The organism is Serratia sp. CY40230 (assembly GCF_052168835.1).
In the GTDB taxonomy this organism is placed as follows: Bacteria; Pseudomonadota; Gammaproteobacteria; order Enterobacterales; family Enterobacteriaceae; genus Serratia; species Serratia nematodiphila.
In genome coordinates this window covers 495256-513311 of sequence record NZ_JBJNLX010000003.1, presented here as the reverse complement: position 1 = coordinate 513311, position 18056 = coordinate 495256, and the positions used below count along the sequence as shown (strand labels likewise).

Here is an 18056-nt window from a genome sequence, read left to right as displayed (position 1 = left end):
GTAGTGATATCCCTGACTTATTCGTTGATAAAAAATAAAGAGTGCGAATGCCACAGCAGCCAATCATCCGCATGTCGCCGCAGGGTGCGCTCGACGATTTCCGGCACGGCGCGGCCGACCTGCTCTGTGGCAATCGGTTCCTCTATGTGAATACGAACGCCGCGATCGTAATAAAGCGAATAGCACACCACCCGAGCCCGCATCGCCCGGGATAATCGAACGATGCCGCTGTGCAAATGCGCCGGCCGGTTGAACAAACGGCAAGCCAGTTTGGCCGAGGCGTCCCGGGTGCTGTTCAAGGTGTAATCCGGCGTGATGTCCGGGAAGAGGATGATGTTGCGCCGATGCTTCGTCGCCTCCAGCAGCGCCTGCGACAAGGTGCCGGCAATATGCCGGGGATCGTCGTGAATCGAGCAATAGTCGAGCCGCTGCCGCCATTCCCCCTCAGGCGCTCGCCGCGCTAACGTCTGTGCGTCGCCGGAAACGATCACCGTTGCCCGCCCGGGATAAACGCCCGCGCCGACCAGCGTCGCCAACACATCAGAAACCGTGTGCATCGGCGCCAACAACACCGGCACCCCGGCGCGATGCAGCGGCTCCACCACCTGATTGAGCTGTGAGGTGCACTGCGCCAAATGTTCCATCAACGCGGCATTGCGAGCCTGGAGCGCCGCCAAATCCAGCCATTGCCGCCGCTGCATCAGCCAGGCGAAGTCCAGCCTGCCGTCGCCCAACAGACTTTGGCGATTCGCTTCAGCGACCGCTTGCCGGTGGCGAAAACGGCGTTGCTGCAGACCCCACCTCAACCGCCTCTGCATCTCCAGCCACAGGCGATAATCCATGCGCCGCAGCAGAGCGCACGTCAGACTCCGGCTCACCCCGGTGCGGACAGACGAGAGACGCGCCACGGCGTCCAGGCCGTTACGCCAGGCCAGATAGCCCCGAACCGCGAGCAGGCGCATCAGGGAGCCAGCGGCTTATCGTGCTGCAACAGCGACAGCAGTTGCCGGCTGAAAGCGGAAAACTCGCGGTCTTGCAACGCCAGCCATTTGCGATTGACGATAAAGCTGGGGGTCGCGTTGACCTGGTAATAACGACTTACCGCCGTCATATACGCCAACAGTTCCTTGACCCGCTCTGAATCTCTGGCCCGCTGATAAGCGGCCTCGTCGATGCCGTTGGCCACCAACCAGGCGCTGAGCTGCTTTTCATCCGCCAGATTGAGATTTTCTTTGATAATGGCGCGGTAAGCGGCGGGACGGTGCTGCGCCTCGCTCCCCATGACCGTCAGAGTGGCGAAGAGGGGCGCAAAGGCCGCCATGCCGGCGTGATCGTCGTCGCTGAGATGCAAACGCACCAATTTGGCACCCGCTGGTAAACGTTTTTCCAGCTCGGCCACGCCACTCTCATTGACTTCACAATAATGACAGGCGTAAGAGAACACTTCGACAATCGTATTGTCGTCTTGCAACGGGCTTTGCTCGACTTTTTCCGAAGAGAGAAAATTCAGGCTTTCCGCCGCCGGCGAGGCCATAACGTAATGCTGGAAATAAAGCGCGGTCAAAAAAGAAGAGGCGAAAATAATAACGAGCGTGTAGCTGATAAAAAGCAAGGGACGTTTATACATAACGGACGCATCCTGCGCATTAATTAATATTCACTTGGCAGAGTGAACGAGTGTAAAAGAATTAACATCGTAAATAATAAAAAGCTAAAGACGACTGCTTCGCCCGATATCAGGCGGGACAGCGTGAACGCTGCCCGCCTGCCCACCACTCATCCAAATGCAGGTGGTCTGCCCGCCTTAGCTTGGCGTGGTTGGATTAGTCGGGCAGCTCGCCGTCGGTGCCGGATAATAGTACTTCTGGACGCCACCGAATTTATTCGCGCAGGTTTTCACCAGCTGGCAGGTTCTATTGTTGCCACTGCCCACCCAAGCGAATGCCTTGGTACACACAAAAGTACCGCCGACGATGTTTTCCGCTTCAGACAGATTGATTTTCTTCATTACAATATCCTTATATATATTAAAATATAAACACACTACCCATCACTCTGCCTGCAAGACAGAGTAATACTTCAACACATTGAAAAACATTTAATTGATAACAATGAGAGCGCTGCGAAAAAATAATAGCCCTCTCATACAAGCAGATCAATACAATTATTTACACTAGGCCGCAGCCTTAGTGAAATAAGTAACGCTTGATACAAGGATTATTCTAATTTAATCGCTTATAAAAACATGAAAATTAATTCCACCCCAGGAATAGCCATGATTTATTTGAAGGATAATTCTCAGTTTAAGAGGTAATTAACCAAGAAAAGTTCAGATCCGACCAGTTAATCGGCGCTGGAAACAGGCTGAAAAGATTGCTTCCTGCCGCGCCGGACTTACACTGGGCAACAGGATTCTCACTCTTTAGGATGCCCATGCTCGCCACTCACGAATACGCCAACGACCTGATTCTGTTTGCCCTGATTGTCGACTGCGGGTCGTTCAGCAAGGCCGCGGAGAGCGCCGGCATCACCAGCTCGGTGATCAGCAAACGCATCGGACGGCTGGAAAAATCGCTGGGTGCCCGCCTGCTGTACCGCACCACCCGCAGCCTGACGCTGACCGAAAGCGGCCAGGCGCTCTACCAGCAGGCCAAAGAGATCGGCGCCAAAGTGCAGGAGGCGCTGTACGCCGTCAGCGAAAAGAGCGAAGAGTTGACCGGCACCATCCGTATGTCGGTGCCGACCATTTCGGGCGAGCTGTTGCTGAGCGAAAGCGTGGCGGAATTTTGCGCTCTACACCCTAGCCTGAAGGTCGAAATGCGGCTGGAAAACCGCTTCGTCGATCTGGTGGAAGAAGGCATCGATCTGGCGATCCGCACCGGCACCATGCCGGATTCCAGCCTGATTGCCCGGCCGATCTTCGATTCCCGCTGGGTGATCGTCTGCTCGCCGGGCTACCTGGAAAGCCACCCGGAACCGCGCAGCGCCGAAGACCTGCTCGGCCACAACTGCCTGACCTACACCTACCAGGAGAGCGGCACCGCCAACTGGCTGATGAAGCGGCCGGGGCGCAACGACATCTACGAGCTGCAGGTTAACGGCAACCTGTCGGCCAACAATGCGCGGGCGATCCGCAAAGCGGTGATCGGCGGCCACGGCATCGCCATGGTGCCGCGCTGCATGGTGTATGAAGATTTGCAGGACGGTAGACTGACGGAGATCCTGGCCGGCCACTGCGGCAAAGTGCTGGGCATTTACGCCGTTTATCCTTACACCCGCAATCTGCCGTTAAAAACCCGTCTGCTGATCGAACATATCATCGGTTCCTACCAAAATATCAGCCATTATTTTTGAGTTCCCTGCTCTGATTATTTCCCTGCGGCCGTAAAAAGACGCGGGGATTACCGCATTTTTGGACATGAACTATTGAACATTACCGCTTAATTAATGTGAGCTCACGCATTCATCACACAAAATCACTTCCTATCAAACTGATTTTAAAGCAGTTAATTTAACGCCTCCTGCCGGCCAGTTTCCCACCGCCGGCGCCGTTCGCCGATGTTAAAAAATTACCGCATGGCATCGTCGCCAACGTTGTGATTAGAATGAAAATGTTGCGGTAATTAACCTTTCAGCTACATATCTCTGCCCATAAAAATAATAACCCTGAGGATCTTATGCCCCTGCTTTTCAGTATTGCGCCCATCGTCCTGCTGATTTGGATTATGACCAAAAGGAATGGCGTGCCCTCTTACCTCGCCCTGCCGCTGACGGCCGCCGTGGTGTATGCCGTACAGCTCCTGTGGTTCGATGCCTCGCTGCGGCTGCTGCATGCCAATATCATCACCGCGCTGGTGTCGACGCTGACGCCGATCACCATCATTGCCGGCGCCATCCTGCTCAACAAACTGATGCAGGTAAGCGGCGCGGAAAACGTGGTGCGCCGCTGGCTGGAAACCATCAGCCCCAATCCCGTGGCCCAACTGATGATTATCGGCTGGGCGTTCGCCTTTATGATCGAGGGCGCCAGCGGCTTCGGCACCCCGGCCGCCATCGCCGCGCCGATTCTGGTCGGGCTGGGCTTCAACCCGCTGCGCGTCGCCCTGCTGACGCTGGTGATGAACTCGGTACCGGTCTCCTTCGGCGCCGTGGGCACCCCTACCTGGTTCGGCTTTGCCAATCTCGGCCTGTCGGACGCCAGCCTGCTGGAGATCGGCCGGCAAACCGCGCTGATCCACTTCGTCGCCGGCTTCGTCATTCCTCTGCTGGCGCTGCGCTTTATCGTTTCCTGGCGGGATATCCGCCGCAACCTGCCGTTTATCCTGCTCAGCGTGCTGAGCTGCACCGTGCCCTATCTGCTGCTGGCCCAGGTGAACTATGAGTTCCCGGCGCTGGTCGGCGGCGCGATCGGCCTGGCGCTTTCAGTGCTGCTGGCGCGCGGCGGTATCGGCCTCGCCCGCGGCGACAAACCGCAGAGCGCCGGGCAGGCGGTGCCGTTCATGCAGGTGGTCAAGGCCATGACCCCGACCCTGCTGCTGATTGCTATTCTGATAGTGACGCGCGTCCACCAGCTGGGCCTCAAAGCGCTGCTCAACAACACCGCGCTGCTGTGGCGGGAAAACCTCGGCTGGCTCGGAGAGCTGCGCATCAGCCGGGCGCTGATCGTCGAACTGCAGCAGGTGCTGGGCACCACCGCCGCCGCCGGCTACAAAACGCTGTATGTCCCGGCGCTGATCCCGTTCCTGTTGGTGGTGCTGCTGTGCATTCCGCTGTTCCGGCTGAATGGCGGCCAGGTGCGGCAAATGTTCAGCGAAACCGGCGGGCGCATCGCGCGGCCCTTTATTGCGCTGTTCGGCGCGCTGGTGATGGTCAACCTGATGATGCAGGGCGGCGACAACGCACCGGTGATCCTGATCGGCAAAGCGCTGGCGGCACTGACCGGCGGCAGCTGGCTGTTGTTCTCGTCATTCCTCGGCGCGCTGGGATCGTTCTTCTCCGGTTCCAATACCGTCTCGAACCTGACGTTCGGCGGCATTCAGCAGTCGATCGCCCAGAGCAGCGATCTTGACGTCAACCTGACGCTGGCCTTGCAGTCCGTCGGCGGCGCCATGGGCAACATGGTGTGCCTGAACAACATTATCGCAGTCTGTTCGATCCTCGGGATCGGCAACGCCGAAGGCAAAATCATCAGAAAGACCGTGCTGCCGATGCTGGCGTACGGCGGGATTGCGGCCGGTATGGCGGCGATCCTCACGCTCTGACCGACAACTCGTTATCGCAAGCAAGACAAGAAGGTAAACACTATGATCATCTCCGCGTCAACCGACTACCGGGCCGCCGCCCAGGCCAAACTGCCGCCGTTTCTGTTTCACTATATCGACGGCGGGGCCTACGCGGAGCATACGCTGAAGCGCAATACCGCAGACCTGGCCGATATCGCCTTGCGCCAGCGCGTGCTGCGCAATATGTCTGAACTCAGCCTGGAAACCACGCTGTTCGGCGAGCAGCTGGCGATGCCGGTGGCGCTGGGGCCGGTGGGGCTGACCGGCATGTACGCCCGCCGCGGTGAAGTGCAGGCCGCGCGCGCCGCGGCCAAAAAAGGCATTCCGTTCACGCTGTCCACCGTGTCGGTCTGCCCGATCGAAGAGGTGGCGCCGGCGATCGATCGGCCGATGTGGTTCCAGCTTTACGTGCTGAAAGATCGCGGCTTTATGCGCAACGCGCTGGAGCGCGCCAAGGCCGCCGGCGTGAAAACGCTGGTGTTCACCGTCGACATGCCGGTGCCGGGCGCCCGTTATCGCGACGCCCATTCGGGGATGAGTGGCCCTAACGCCGCCCTGCGCCGCGTGCTGCAGGCGTTTACCCATCCGCAGTGGGCCTGGGACGTCGGCCTGCTCGGCAAGCCGCACGATCTGGGCAACGTCTCAGCCTACCGCGGCAAACCGACCAGCCTGGAAGACTACATCGGCTGGCTGGGCGCCAACTTCGATCCGTCGATTTCCTGGAAAGATCTGGAGTGGATCCGCGAATTCTGGGACGGCCCGATGATCATCAAAGGCATTCTTGATCCGGAAGACGCCAAAGACGCGGTGCGCTTCGGCGCCGACGGCATCATCGTCTCCAACCACGGCGGCCGCCAGCTGGACGGCGTGCTGTCGACCGCGCGCGCCATGCCGGCGATCGCCGACGCGGTGAAAGGCGACATCACCCTGCTGGCCGACTCCGGCATCCGCAGCGGCCTGGACGTGGTGCGCATGATCGCGCTGGGCGCCGACAGCGTGCTGCTGGGGCGCGCCTTCGTCTATGCGCTGGCGGCGGCCGGCGAAGCCGGGGTGGCTAACTTGCTGGATCTGATCGACAAAGAGATGCGCGTCGCCATGACGCTCACCGGCGCGAAAACCATTGCGGAGATCAACGCCGGATCGCTGGTCAGAAACGCCTGAATCAAAGCGGCTGTACCCCTTCCGGGTAGGCGTTGTAGCTCATCTTGCTGATAAACGCCCCGGCCGGTGACACCAACACCCGGCCGGCGGCGTCCAACCCGAGGAAGGTGCCGGTGCAGCGCCCGGAGATAAAGTCGAAGAAGAACACCGAGCACACCGGGATAATCTTTTCCCGGAAGGTGAACAGGAACATCTCGTCTTCAAACTTGTAGTAAGTGGCGTAGTCCATGTCGCCGTGGCCGAATTGTTCGCCGCGCAGGTTTTGCCAGGCGTAGCGCTCAGTGTTGACGTAGAAGTGTTCGTAATAGTGGTTGGGGCTGTAAACGTTCAGCGTGCGATAACCGATCAGCTCGCGGGTCAGATGCGGCGCGACGCCGCCCGGCGGGACGCCGGCAATCTGCCCAACGTGGAAGCTTTGCTTAAGGCGGGATCCCTTTTCCACCGTTTGCTCGGGCAGCAACGTGCTGCGCACCAGCAGCGCCCGGCCGCTGTCGCGGTTGAGCACCAGCGTCAGGCATTCGTTGCCCGGCGTCTGCAGCGGAATATTGAAGAAATAGCGCGCGGCGGAGGTTTGCACCTCTTCGTAAGCGTCCTCGCCGCTCTCCCCGCCCCAGGCCCACAGCACCCGCTGCCGATCGGCGCTGAAACGCAGCGTGATTTCCCCGCCGTCTTCAAAGGCGATCTGCAACGTTTTGCCGCGCCAGTCCTGAGTGCCCGGCAGCCGGTTGGTGTCGATGCCGCGCGCGAAATCGTCGTAATTCTTCCAGTCAGGTTCGGCATTTTGATTCAGTACGGATGGTTCTGCTGACATCTTCGCTCTCCTTGATTGAATGGGATGAAAATCGCCTCAGACGTCGGCGACGCCCGCCGGTTTCACCGCTCGGCGGTTCACCACGGCAGGGGCAGTTTCATCGAGAAAACAACTCAGTACGCCGGCGCACACGGCGCCGGCGGCCGCCAGCCACATCACGCTGACCAGCCCGTAGCGATCGGCGAGCAGCCCGGCGATAAACGGCGCCAGGCAGCCGCCAATCACCTCGCCAATTCCCATCACCAGCCCCAACGCGGTGGCAATGCGCGCCGGCGACACCGTTTCAGACGGGATGGTGGCCATAAACAGCGTGAAACAGCCAAGGCCGGTATAAGACAGGAACACCAGCACGCCCAGCAGCCACGGGTTATCGACGTAGCTCAGAAACAGCGGGCAGCACACCGCCAGCAGCGAAAAGAAGATCAGCGTCGGCTTGCGGCCGAAGCGATCGGAAATCGCCGGCACCGCCACGCCCCAGAACACCCAGGCGGCGCCGACGGCGCTCATGATGCCGCCCATCGTGCCTTCGCCGAAGCCGCGGTCGGTCACCAAAAAGTTGGGGGTGAAGGTAATGATGATCATGAACCAGGTGACGAACACACAGGAGATCAGAATGCACAGCGCCACGTTCTTGATTTTGAACAACTCGCCGTAAGCACCTTTGTTCGCCGCCTTGTCGGCCGCCGGCACTGCGCTGAAAGCGGGATCCTTCTTGCCGTTCACATAGCGATAGATCAGCCACGCCAGAATGATGCCCGGCACGGCGGTCAGGTGAAACGCCATGCTCCAGCCCCACTTCTGCGCCAGATAGATGATCAGCGGCGGCGCGATAATACCGCCCAACAATCCCGGCGCCGCGCCCTGGATCAATCCCATGTTGAAACCGCGGCGCTGCGGCTGCGATTTTTCCACCATCAACGACTGTGCGATCGGCAATACCGGCCCTTCGGCGATCCCCATCAACGCCCGGAAGATCAATAGCATGGCAAAGCCACTGACCAACCCCGACAGCGCGGAGAACAGCGAAAACACCAGGATCGACAGGATCAGCATCGGTTTACGGATATTAAAACGATCGGCTATCGCCCCCAGCCCGGCGCCAGACAGCGCCCAGGTTAACGCCAGCACCGCCGACAGGGTGCCGAGATGCACGTTGCTGAGCTTGAGGTCGGCGGCAATCATCGGAAACAGAAACGAGATGGTCAGACGATCGACGAACACGCAGCCGAAAACGAAAAATAAAATAATCAGCAACCGGTTCTCTTCACTTAATGCGCTGCGAGGCTCTGGCGATGTATTCATAGCGTCATTTGTCCATAAGTTAACTTATGAATGGCAAGCCGCCATGGCATAAGTGTGTTAAGCGCACGGCCAAGAGAGAAATTGGCCCTCCGTCACGACAACAACTCATTAACATGTTAATGACATAAAATTATCGTAAGCCGGCGGTCTGTCAACCGGCGCTTTCTTAGAGACGAATGAAGTTTTTGTTCGGTACTATTTTAAAATCGCATTATCACAAAAAGATATTTTACCCCTCTGTTTTTACAGACAATAAAATAATAACGGGTATTTTTCTTCGGTTAAAAACGCCTATTTTCACGCCATTTTCGAATAATCTCAACGATCACTCTTCAGGCTTATTAATTTTTACCCGTGTTGAATGAACGCTGGGGAATATTCAGTTTTATTTTTATCTATTGAATCATTTAGTTTTATTTTATTGCCGCACAACAAACTAACTCTTATGAGGTAAAGGCTATTGGCAGAGTTACATAATTTCATCTGGACAATAGCAAAAGCGCAGAGCGTGACGTAAATCACGGCAATCATGCCGTATCCTGCAAGGTAATTATGCTCGCAACAGCAATTATCTATTGCGATTAGGGCTGTTTATCTCAATTAATCGTCATGCAACACTTCGTGCCATCGTTCGACACCGCGCCGCAAGGCCTGAGACGGAGTGACACATGAGCATCGAAAGACTAACCCGGGAGCCGCTTTCCATCGGTATTGAGCTGCCGTTGGACAATGATTGGTCCACCAGCGGGCAACTGAAACGCCAGCAGGACGGGCGGCCGTTCGGCGTGCCGGACATGAGTGAACACGCTGCGCGCATCAAGCTGGCCGATGAGCTCGGCTTTCGCGCCGCCTGGGTTCGCGACGTGCCGCTGTACGATCCTGACTTCGGCGACGCCGCGCAGGTGTTTGAGACCTTTACCTACCTCGGCTACCTGTCCAGCCTGACGTGCAATATTCTGCTGGGCACCGCGGCCGTGGTGCTGCCGCTGCGCCAGCCTTGGCTGGTGCGCAAAGCGGCTTCCACACTGCAAACGCTGAGCGGCGATCGTCTGCTGCTCGGCGTCGCCAGCGGCGATCGCCCCGTGGAGTACCCGCTGTTCGGCGCCGATTACGCCGCGCGCGGTGAAAACTTCCGCACCAGCGTCGGCATTCTCAAAGGTGAAGCCGACAGCGCGCTCCAGCCCGGATTGCGCCTGCTGCCGGCCACGCCGCCGCCACCGCTGCTGGTCGCCGGGCTGGCGCAACAAACGCCCGAGTGGGTGGGCAAAAATATGGATGGCTGGCTGTCGTATCCCGGCACGCCTGCGGACCACGTTTCGCGAGTCAAACTCTGGCGTAACGTAGCCGGTGACAAGCCCTACGTCAGCTTTATTCATCTCGACCTCACCGATAACGCCGACGCGCCGATTCAGCGCCATCGCTTCGGCATCAAGAGCGGCCGCAATGGATTGATTCAGGAACTGAGCGCCATGCGTGACGCCGGGGTCAACCACATCGGCCTGCATTTCCGCCGCAACCAGCGGCCGCTGGAAGAGACGATGCAGGAGATCGGTCAACTGGTGTTGCCGGAATTCCATCGCGCCTGACGCCCGCTTTAGCCCGCTATTCCGACCTGAGCGGGTCTTTGCCCCGTTACCGGGGCTTTTTTATTTCCGCCGCTGCTAGTTCATAACAACTCAGTCTAATCGCTGCGGCCAAACGGCGGCATGATGACGGGGCAACGAGCCACCATGAGGAATGAGCAATGACGGCAAAACTGACAGAAGCGGGCTTTTGGCGAAAAACCGCCGACTCTTCATCGCTGCGCGAGCCGCGCGTGCTGATCCGGGTCTACGTCGACGAAGGCGAGATTGACCGCGCCATCTCGTTTTACGAGCGGCTGCACGGCGTGGAAGCGGATATGCGTTTCGACTTTCCCGAACATCGGCTGGTGCTGGCGGCGGTGGGGCCGTTTCTGATCCTGGAAGGCTCGGAAGAAAGCCTGCGTCCTTTCCGCAGCACCGTCGGCACGTTGCTGGTCGATGACATTTATCCTTACCACCAGCGGCTGCTGGCCGCCGGGGCCGATATCTTCTTTGGCCCGGTGGAAGTGCCCACCGGCGCCTGTTTCAATGCGTGCCTGCCGGACGGCACGATTATCGAATACGTGCATCACCGGCCGCGCGCGGACGAATAAGCCGCCTCAAGGGAGCGCCGGCGTCATGGCGTAACCGCGCAGATCCTTGCGCAGGCTGACCATGTACAACACGATCACCGCCGAGAACGGCAGGCCGCACAGCACCACCGCGGTCTGCATCGCGCTGAAACTGCCGGCGTACAGCAACCCGGCGCAGATCAACGTGGTGACCGCCGCCCAAAATACCCGCAGCCAGGCCGGCGCGTCATCGTGGGCGGAGCCGCCCTGGCAGGAGAGGTTCGCTATCATCAGCGTGCCGGAGTCCACCGGCGTCAGGAACAGCACGAAACTGATCACCACCACAAAACCGGCGGTCAGCTGGGTATAGGGCAGGTATTCGAACAGCTTGAACACCGCCATCGGCGGATCGCTTTGCGCCACCTGCCCGAGGATCGCCTGCCCGCCTTCCAACACCAGGCTGATGGCGGTATTGCCGAAGATCGACAGCCACGCCAGCGTGAAGCCCAGCGGGATCAGCAACACGCCGAAGATCAATTCACGAATGGTGCGCCCTTTGGAAATGCGCGCGATGAACAGCCCGACAAACGGCGCCCACGCCACCCACCAGGCCCAATAGAACAACGTCCAGGCGCCCTGCCACTGGCGCGCCTTGCCGTACAGATACATATCGAAGCTGCGGCTGACCAGCGAAGTGAGATAATCGCCGAGGTTCTGCAACATGCCGTTGAGCAGATTCAGCGTCGGGCCGGCCAGAAACACGAACAGCAGCAGCAGGCACAGGAAGCCGACGTTGATGTTCGACAGCATCGCAATGCCCTTCTCGACGCCGGTGACCGCCGCCAGCGTGGCCACCACCATCATCACCACGATCAGCGCCAGCAGCACGCCGGTGCTTTGCGGAATATCGAACAGATAAAACAACCCCGAGTTCACCAGCAGCGCGCCGATCCCCAGGTTGGTTACCATCGAAATCACCGTCACCAGAATGCCGAAGCTGTCCACCAGATGGCCGGCGCCGCCGTGGGTGCGCTCGCCGAAGATCGGGTATAACGCAGAGCGCAGCGCCAGCGGCAGGCCGCGGCAATAGGCGAAATAGGCCAGTGCGGTGGCGATCAGTGCATACAGCGCCCAGCCGTGCAGCCCCCAATGCAAGAAGGTCAGCGCCATCGCCTGCCGCGCCGCCTGCACGGTACCGCCGCTGCCTTCCGGTGGCGACAAAAAATGATCCAACGGTTCATAGGCGCCGTAGTACACCAGCGCAATGCCGATGCCCGACGAGAACAGCATCGCCACCCACGAGGGATAGCTGAACTGCGGCGGTTCGTCATCCTGGCTGAGGCGAATATGGCCGAAGCGCGACAGTGCCAGCCAGAAGACGAACACCATGCAGGCGACCATCAACAGCATGTAGTACCAGCCGAACACGTCGGCGACCCAACTTTGCGCGACGTTCAACCACTGTTTGCTGGCTGCGGGAAACAGCACGACCAGCGATCCCAGCAGCAGGATCACCGCCGCCGAGCCGAAAAATACCGGGACATTCAATCTGACAGGTTCTTCGTCAAGCGATGGAGGAGTTTTTGTTGTCATTGGCAGGCTTCCATGATGCGAAAGACAGACGATTTAAATGCAACTTTTAATTAACATTTTATCGTCATTTATTTGACATTTTCGCAGCATATAGAGTATTGATTGACCGTTCAATCAATCAAATCCAAAGTGTGATTGGCCTATCAGTTGAGGAAAATATGTACCGAAGAGACATTCCGGAGCAGCGTAAGGAGCAGTTGATTAACGCCGCCTTCGAGACCATAAACGTCGTCGGGCTGGCCGGCGTAACCCTGTCTCAGGTCGCGAAAGAAGCCGGGCTGTCGACCGGCATCGTCAGCCACTATTTTGGCGATAAAGAGGGGTTGCTGAGCGCCACCATGCGCAAGATCCTGCGCGATCTGCGCGACGCGGTGGCCGAGTGCCGCGCGCAAGCGGCGAGCGACAGCCAGTCACAGCTGTTCGCCATTATCCAGGGCAACTTCCACCCCAGCCAAACCAACGCCGTGTCCATGCGCGCTTGGCTCGACTTCTGGGCCGCCAGCATGCATCAGCCGGTGCTGCGCCGCCTGCAGCGCGCCAACGATCGGCGGCTCTATTCCAATATTTGCTGCCAGTTCCGCCGCGAGCTGCCGCTGCAGCAGGCGCGCGACGCGGCGCGCGGGCTGGCGGCGATGATCGATGGGCTTTGGCTGCGCGGCAGCCTGGCCGGCGGCGAGACAGACCTAAAGCAGGACTGCCGCATCGCCTGCGACTACGTGGCGCAGCGGCTCAACGCCGCTCAGCCGCTGAGGTGAACGTGAACGGCTCCGTCAGTGCGGTTCCTGCTCTTCGCTGTACTGGGTTTGCCACATGGCGGCGTAGCGGCCGTTCGCGGCCAGCAACGCCTCGTGCCCCCCGCGCTCGACGATCTCCCCCGCCTCCAGCACGATAATTTCATCGGCATCCACCACGGTGGAGAGCCGATGGGCGATCACCAGCGTGGTGTGGTTGCGGCTTACCTCGCGCAGGTGCCCCTGGATTTCGCGCTCGGTCTGGGTATCCAGCGCGCTGGTCGCCTCGTCAAACACCAGGATGGCCGGATTTTTCAGAATGGTGCGCGCAATCGCCACCCGCTGCTTTTCCCCGCCCGACAGCTTCAGCCCGCGCTCACCCACCCGGGTGTCGTAACCGTCGGGCAGACCGACGATAAAATCATGGATATGCGCCAGCCGCGCCGCCCGCTCGATTTCTTCATCGCTGGAGCCGGTTTTGCCGTAACCGATGTTATAACGCAACGTATCGTTGAACAGCACCGTATCCTGCGGCACGATGCCGATCGCCTGTCGCAGGCTGGCCTGGGTCAGCTGGCGAATGTCCTGGCCGTCGAGGGTAATGGCGCCGCCCTGCACGTCGTAAAAGCGGAACAGCAGGCGCGACAGCGTGGACTTGCCCGCGCCGGAGGCGCCGACCACCGCCACCGTGTGGCCCGCCGGAATGGTAAAACTCACCTGCTTGAGGATCGGCCGACGCGTGTCGTAACCGAAGCTGACCGCGTCGAACCTCACTTCGCCGCGATCGAGGCGCAGCGGCTGCGCATCCGGGCTGTCGACGATCTCACGCGGTTCCTGCAGCAGATCGAACATGTTCTCCATGTCGATCAGCGCCTGGCGCACCTCGGAATAAATAAAGCCGAAGAAGTTCAGCGGCTGATACAGCTGCAGCAGATAGGCGTTGACCAGCACGAAGTCGCCGACCGTCATCGTCCCCTGCGTAATGCCCCGCGCCGCCATGGTCATCATCACGATCAGTCCGATCGAGATAATGGCGGTTTGCCCCAGGTTGATCGCCGTAAAACTGAATTGGTTCTTGATGGCGGCGTATTCGTACAGCCGGCGCGACAGATCGAAACGCTCGGCCTCGAACTCTTCATTGCCGAAGTACTTCACGGTCTCATAGTTCAGCAGGCTGTCGATGGATTTGCTGTTGGCGTCGGCGTTGGCCTTGTTGAGCTCGCGGCGAAAGCGGGTGCGCCAGCTGACCGCCAACACGGTGAACAGGATGTAGCAGCCGACCGTCGTCAGGATCGCCAGCGCGAACCAGCCGTTCAGCATATGCCACATGATCGCCGTGACCAGCGAGAGCTCGAACAGGATCGGCACGATGGAGAACAGCAGCCGCGACAGCACCGTGGACACCGCCTGAGTACCGCGCTCGATGGACAACGACAATCCGCCGGTCTGGCGCTCCAGATGGAAACGCAGGCTCAGCGCATGCAGCTGGCGGAACACCCGCACGCCCAACAGGCGCGTGGCGTTCTGGCTGACGTGGATAAACATCACGTTGCGCAGTTCCTCAAACAGCGCGCCGCCCACCCGCGCCACGCCGTAGGCGACGATCAGCCCCAGCGGCACCGCCAGCATTTTCGCCGTCTCGCCGCTCAGCGCATCGACCATCGCTTTGTAGGCCAGCGGCACCAGCGTGGTGCTGACCTTGGCCGCCACCATGAACACGAAGGCCACCACCAGATACCCCCGCAGCCGCGGGTTATCTTTCGGCCACAGATAGGGCAGCAGGAATTTCAGCAAACGGGAACGATCCATCATGTAATATTCATCTTCTCGGTCGGGATCGCGGCGCACAGCCGCGCGGGGTTATGAGTTTGGCCTGGCCGGCGGCGAACGCCGCACCATTCCGTTTTCCTGCAGCGATAACTCAGCATCATCCGTCAGGAGAAGCGGCGGCGGCTCGGGCAAAGTTCAGGCATGGAGGAGACAATCACATGACCCAGACGTATGCAAAGCGCTTTGCGCTGGTCTTTGACTATATCGACCGCCACCTGGACGAGGCGCTCACCGTCGAAAAACTGAGCGAAGTGGCCCACTTTTCGCGCTTTCACTTTCAACGCCAGTTTAGCGCGTATTGTGGCATCTCGGTGTGGCGTTATATCCAGTGGATGAGGCTCAAACGCGCCTCGTACCGCCTGGCGTATAACCCGCTGGAGCCGGTGATTGACATCGCGCTGGACGCCGGTTTTCAAAACCCGGAGTCCTTCAGCCGCGCCTTCAAACAGGCGTTCAGCCAAACGCCAAGCCAGTTTCGCAAACGGCCGGCCTGGATCGATTGGCAACAGCGCTTTCCCGAGCCGAAACACAAAAGGAAACAACCCATGAAGGTAGACATTCTCGACTTCCCGGCCACGCCGGTGGCGATGATCGAACACCGCGGCCCGTCCGCGCTGGTCAACGAAACCGCCGCACGCTTTATCGAGTGGCGCAAAACCAGCGGCCTGTCGCCGGTCAGAAGCAGCCGCACTTACGGTATCGCACCGCACGATCCGGCCACCACCGAAGCGCAGGACTTCCGCTTCTACCTCTGCGGAGAGGTCACTGCGCCGATCCCGGAGGACAACGCCTTCGGCGTGGTGAACAGCACGCTGCCGGCCGGGCGCTGCGCGGTGCTGCGCCATCTCGGATCGTTGGATGGGCTCTCGGAAAGCGCCCGCTATCTTTACAGCGAGTGGTTGCCGGCCAGCGGCGAGGAGCTGCGCGATTTTCCGCTCTATTTCCACTACCACAACTTCGTGCACGAGGTGGCGGAATATGAACTGGTGACCGATCTCTATCTGCCGCTGAAATAGCTGACATCCGGCTCCGCAAGGAGCCGGATTGACGTTAACAGGACGGCGACGAACCCTGCGGCGGCAGATAGCGCTGCGGATCGAGCGCGGTGGCGCGGTAGCGGATTTGGAAGTGCAGGAACACCGAATCGGTGCCGGTGCTGCCCATGGTGCCGATCTTCTGCCCCGCTTTCACATCCTGGCCGTTGCGCACCAACGTGGTGTCGTTGTGCGCATAGGCGGTAATGAAGTCTTCGCCGTGCTTAATCATGATCAGGTTGCCGTAGCCGCGCAACTGGTTGCCGACGTACACCACTTTGCCCTTGGCGGAAGCATAGATCGGCTGGCCGCGTTTACCGGCGATGTCGATGCCCTTGTTGCCGCCATCGGCATTGGAGTACGCCTGCACGATCCGGCCGCTGGTCGGCCAGCGCCAGCAACGTGCGGCGCCCGGCGGCGGCGTTTGCTTGGCGATCGCGGAGGAAGATGTTTTACGGCGCGTGGCGGCGGTTTTGGTCGGCGCGCCGCCGCTCAGCCGCAGCTTTTGCCCCACTTCCAGATTATAGGGCGGGCGTATCTTGTTGATTCTGGCCAGATCGCTGACTTCGCTGTCGGTGATCCAGGCGATGTAATACAGCGTATCGCCCCGTTTGACGGTGTAGGACTTGCCGGTGTAGCTGCCCTTCGGCAGTTTGTCGTAGTCGCGGTTGTAGGTGTTTTTACCCGAACATCCGGCCAACAGCAGCCCCAATGTCAGACACACCGCGATGCGGCGCCACCTCGCCAGCTTGCTTCCTGTGCTCAAATCCTGTCCCCAATCGTCTTTTCGGTTCTGATACGCCTCAGCCGCACAGTGTAACATTTGCGCCGGGTCAGTCAAAAACCCCCAGACGGTCTATGCTAAACAGGTAAGGATGACTGATTAATTACCCAACGACGAAATGGAGTACTGTCATGTTGAACCTCGACCGCAATAATCTGCCCCTCCTGAGCGAAGAACTGCTCAAAAAGCAACGCACCACCCTGCTGATCATCGCCTTCCTGCTGCTGGCGGGCGGCATACTGTGCCTGGTCAACCCTTTCGCCTCCGGCGCGGCGTTGAGCATCGTGGTCGGCGTCCTGCTGCTGTTGAGCGGCGCCGGGCTGATTATCGCCATGATCGCCAACCGGGCGCAGAATACCTGGCCGATGATCGGCGGCATTCTGCTGGGCGTGGCCTACCTGATTATCGGTTATGTGTTCATCACCAGCCCGCTGGCGGGCATTCTGGCGCTGGCGGTCTACCTTGCCGTGCTGTTCGCGCTCGGCGGCATCGCGCGCCTGGCGGCCGGCTATATGCGCCGCGGATTGCCGGGCAACTGGCTGCAGTTCGTCATTGGCGTACTCGATTTGATCATCGCCTGGATGCTGATCGGCTCAGGCCCGGCGGCGTCGGTCACGCTGGTGACGGCGATCGTCGGCATCGAAATGCTGGTCAGCTCCTTTGCACTGTTCCAGGCGGCGAATCTGTTTAAACGCGCCTGACGCTACCGGCCCGCCATCGCGGGCCTCATCGCTTTTGTTGCTTCCAGACAAAACAAGGCGATACCCCCTCGGCTTGTCCGTGGTTATCTTCATCGGTAAGTGCCAATATAGGCGCAGACAAGGGAGCTGAAACCGATGACAACCCATTCCAACCCGTTGAACTCGCGGGAAGTCTGCCTGCAATTACGCCATTTCAATCAGGTAATTGGGCAACAATGCCGCAATATGGCGCGCCAAAATACCACCTGCCCGTGCTGCCTGACGGACATCGCCACCGGTTGCGACGCCGGAATCAAACTGTGCGGCCAGCAGTTGGCCAAACCCAACCCGCAAACCCCGTTATTCCGGCAGATTCGCAACTTGCTGCTCGATCTGCGCGCAGAAGCGATAGGGGTTCACAGAATTGACGTCCTAAACCGCACCAATAACGAAATATCCTGGCTGTTGCGCGAGCTGTATTTCGAGACGTTCTAAGCATAAGGGCCGCGCGCTCATCGCTTCATACCTGTCGGTGCGGGCAAGCTGCCGCGCCGTTTCATCGTAGAGCCAGCCGACTTTTCGCTATTTTATCTCTCTGCTGTTCACCCCACTTTACGACCGCCGTCACACCTCGCTACCGCTAAATTGCGTTGGTTATAGAGTCGTCTACAATTCAATCGAATTACCCCCTACAACATCAGAAATTATTATTAT

At 59.3% G+C, this 18056-nt stretch carries 17 protein-coding genes; 9 read left to right on the top strand and 8 right to left on the bottom strand.

What is annotated here, in order from left to right:
- Positions 1–17 precede the first annotated feature (17 nt).
- From ACJ8IJ_RS14065 to ACJ8IJ_RS14055, 3 genes are all read right to left on the bottom strand, one after another.
- Entirely contained in the window at positions 18–962 is a 945-nt protein-coding gene (locus ACJ8IJ_RS14065; RefSeq protein ID WP_442518665.1) for an ABC transporter, read from the bottom strand.
- Positions 962–1627: a DsbA family protein gene (locus ACJ8IJ_RS14060; protein ID WP_442518666.1), complete on the bottom strand. Its 666-nt coding sequence runs from the start codon at positions 1625–1627 to the stop codon at positions 962–964. The genes ACJ8IJ_RS14065 and ACJ8IJ_RS14060 overlap by 1 nt, the downstream gene beginning before the upstream one ends.
- Before the next feature lie 177 nt (positions 1628–1804).
- On the bottom strand, positions 1805–2008 hold the full coding sequence (locus ACJ8IJ_RS14055) for a DUF4762 family protein (protein ID WP_004931753.1): 204 nt from the start codon (positions 2006–2008) through the stop codon (positions 1805–1807).
- 425 nt (positions 2009–2433) lie between these two features.
- Between ACJ8IJ_RS14055 and ACJ8IJ_RS14050 the strand changes: the two genes are divergently transcribed.
- The 3 genes from ACJ8IJ_RS14050 (at position 2434) to lldD (ending at position 6443) form a co-directional block, all read left to right on the top strand.
- The gene (locus ACJ8IJ_RS14050) at positions 2434–3354 is read left to right on the top strand and encodes a LysR family transcriptional regulator (protein WP_442518667.1); all 921 of its coding nucleotides are present in this window, start codon (positions 2434–2436) and stop codon (positions 3352–3354) included.
- A gap of 323 nt (positions 3355–3677) precedes the next feature.
- Complete coding sequence (locus ACJ8IJ_RS14045) at positions 3678–5261, top strand: L-lactate permease (protein ID WP_275095139.1); 1584 nt, start codon at positions 3678–3680, stop codon at positions 5259–5261.
- A 42-nt stretch (positions 5262–5303) separates the two neighbouring features.
- Positions 5304–6443, top strand: coding sequence for an FMN-dependent L-lactate dehydrogenase LldD (lldD, locus tag ACJ8IJ_RS14040; RefSeq protein ID WP_004931747.1), 1140 nt, complete (start codon positions 5304–5306; stop codon positions 6441–6443).
- A 1-nt stretch (position 6444) separates the two neighbouring features.
- Here the strand turns inward: lldD and ACJ8IJ_RS14035 are convergent, their stop codons facing one another.
- Together ACJ8IJ_RS14035 and ACJ8IJ_RS14030 are read right to left on the bottom strand one after the other, a co-directional pair.
- Positions 6445–7254 carry a molybdenum cofactor biosynthesis F family protein gene (locus ACJ8IJ_RS14035; RefSeq protein WP_265261382.1) on the bottom strand — a complete coding sequence of 270 codons (810 nt, stop codon included), beginning with the start codon at positions 7252–7254 and terminating at the stop codon, positions 6445–6447.
- A gap of 36 nt (positions 7255–7290) precedes the next feature.
- A complete protein-coding gene (locus ACJ8IJ_RS14030; RefSeq protein WP_369324227.1) occupies positions 7291–8556 on the bottom strand; it encodes an MFS transporter in 1266 nt (421 codons plus the stop codon).
- Between the two features lie 668 nt (positions 8557–9224).
- Here ACJ8IJ_RS14030 and ACJ8IJ_RS14025 point away from each other — a divergent pair.
- Both ACJ8IJ_RS14025 and ACJ8IJ_RS14020 read left to right on the top strand, forming a co-directional pair.
- Positions 9225–10142 carry a TIGR03571 family LLM class oxidoreductase gene (locus tag ACJ8IJ_RS14025; RefSeq protein WP_131165550.1) on the top strand — a complete coding sequence of 306 codons (918 nt, stop codon included), beginning with the start codon at positions 9225–9227 and terminating at the stop codon, positions 10140–10142.
- Positions 10143–10300: 158 nt separating this feature from the next.
- Positions 10301–10732 carry a VOC family protein gene (locus ACJ8IJ_RS14020; protein ID WP_442518668.1) on the top strand — a complete coding sequence of 144 codons (432 nt, stop codon included), beginning with the start codon at positions 10301–10303 and terminating at the stop codon, positions 10730–10732.
- Between the two features lie 6 nt (positions 10733–10738).
- Here ACJ8IJ_RS14020 and ACJ8IJ_RS14015 read toward each other — a convergent pair whose 3' ends face one another.
- Positions 10739–12283, bottom strand: coding sequence for a BCCT family transporter (locus ACJ8IJ_RS14015; RefSeq protein ID WP_015378949.1), 1545 nt, complete (start codon positions 12281–12283; stop codon positions 10739–10741).
- 158 nt (positions 12284–12441) lie between these two features.
- On the opposite strand from ACJ8IJ_RS14015, the gene betI reads away from it, so the two are divergent.
- Positions 12442–13038 carry a transcriptional regulator BetI gene (gene betI / locus ACJ8IJ_RS14010; RefSeq protein WP_015378950.1) on the top strand — a complete coding sequence of 199 codons (597 nt, stop codon included), beginning with the start codon at positions 12442–12444 and terminating at the stop codon, positions 13036–13038.
- A 15-nt stretch (positions 13039–13053) separates the two neighbouring features.
- Here the strand turns inward: betI and ACJ8IJ_RS14005 are convergent, their stop codons facing one another.
- Entirely contained in the window at positions 13054–14823 is a 1770-nt protein-coding gene (locus ACJ8IJ_RS14005; RefSeq protein WP_171455105.1) for an ABCB family ABC transporter ATP-binding protein/permease, read from the bottom strand.
- A gap of 179 nt (positions 14824–15002) precedes the next feature.
- On the opposite strand from ACJ8IJ_RS14005, the gene ACJ8IJ_RS14000 reads away from it, so the two are divergent.
- Positions 15003–15860: an AraC family transcriptional regulator gene (locus tag ACJ8IJ_RS14000; protein WP_004931728.1), complete on the top strand. Its 858-nt coding sequence runs from the start codon at positions 15003–15005 to the stop codon at positions 15858–15860.
- Positions 15861–15894: 34 nt separating this feature from the next.
- Here ACJ8IJ_RS14000 and actS read toward each other — a convergent pair whose 3' ends face one another.
- Entirely contained in the window at positions 15895–16644 is a 750-nt protein-coding gene (gene actS / locus ACJ8IJ_RS13995; protein WP_031300610.1) for an amidase activator ActS, read from the bottom strand.
- A gap of 149 nt (positions 16645–16793) precedes the next feature.
- Here actS and ACJ8IJ_RS13990 point away from each other — a divergent pair, with 149 nt between their 5' ends.
- Both ACJ8IJ_RS13990 and ACJ8IJ_RS13985 read left to right on the top strand, forming a co-directional pair.
- Entirely contained in the window at positions 16794–17363 is a 570-nt protein-coding gene (locus tag ACJ8IJ_RS13990) for an HdeD family acid-resistance protein (RefSeq protein ID WP_004931723.1), read from the top strand.
- Between the two features lie 135 nt (positions 17364–17498).
- A complete protein-coding gene (locus tag ACJ8IJ_RS13985) occupies positions 17499–17837 on the top strand; it encodes a hypothetical protein (protein WP_015378954.1) in 339 nt (112 codons plus the stop codon).
- Positions 17838–18056 lie beyond the last annotated feature (219 nt).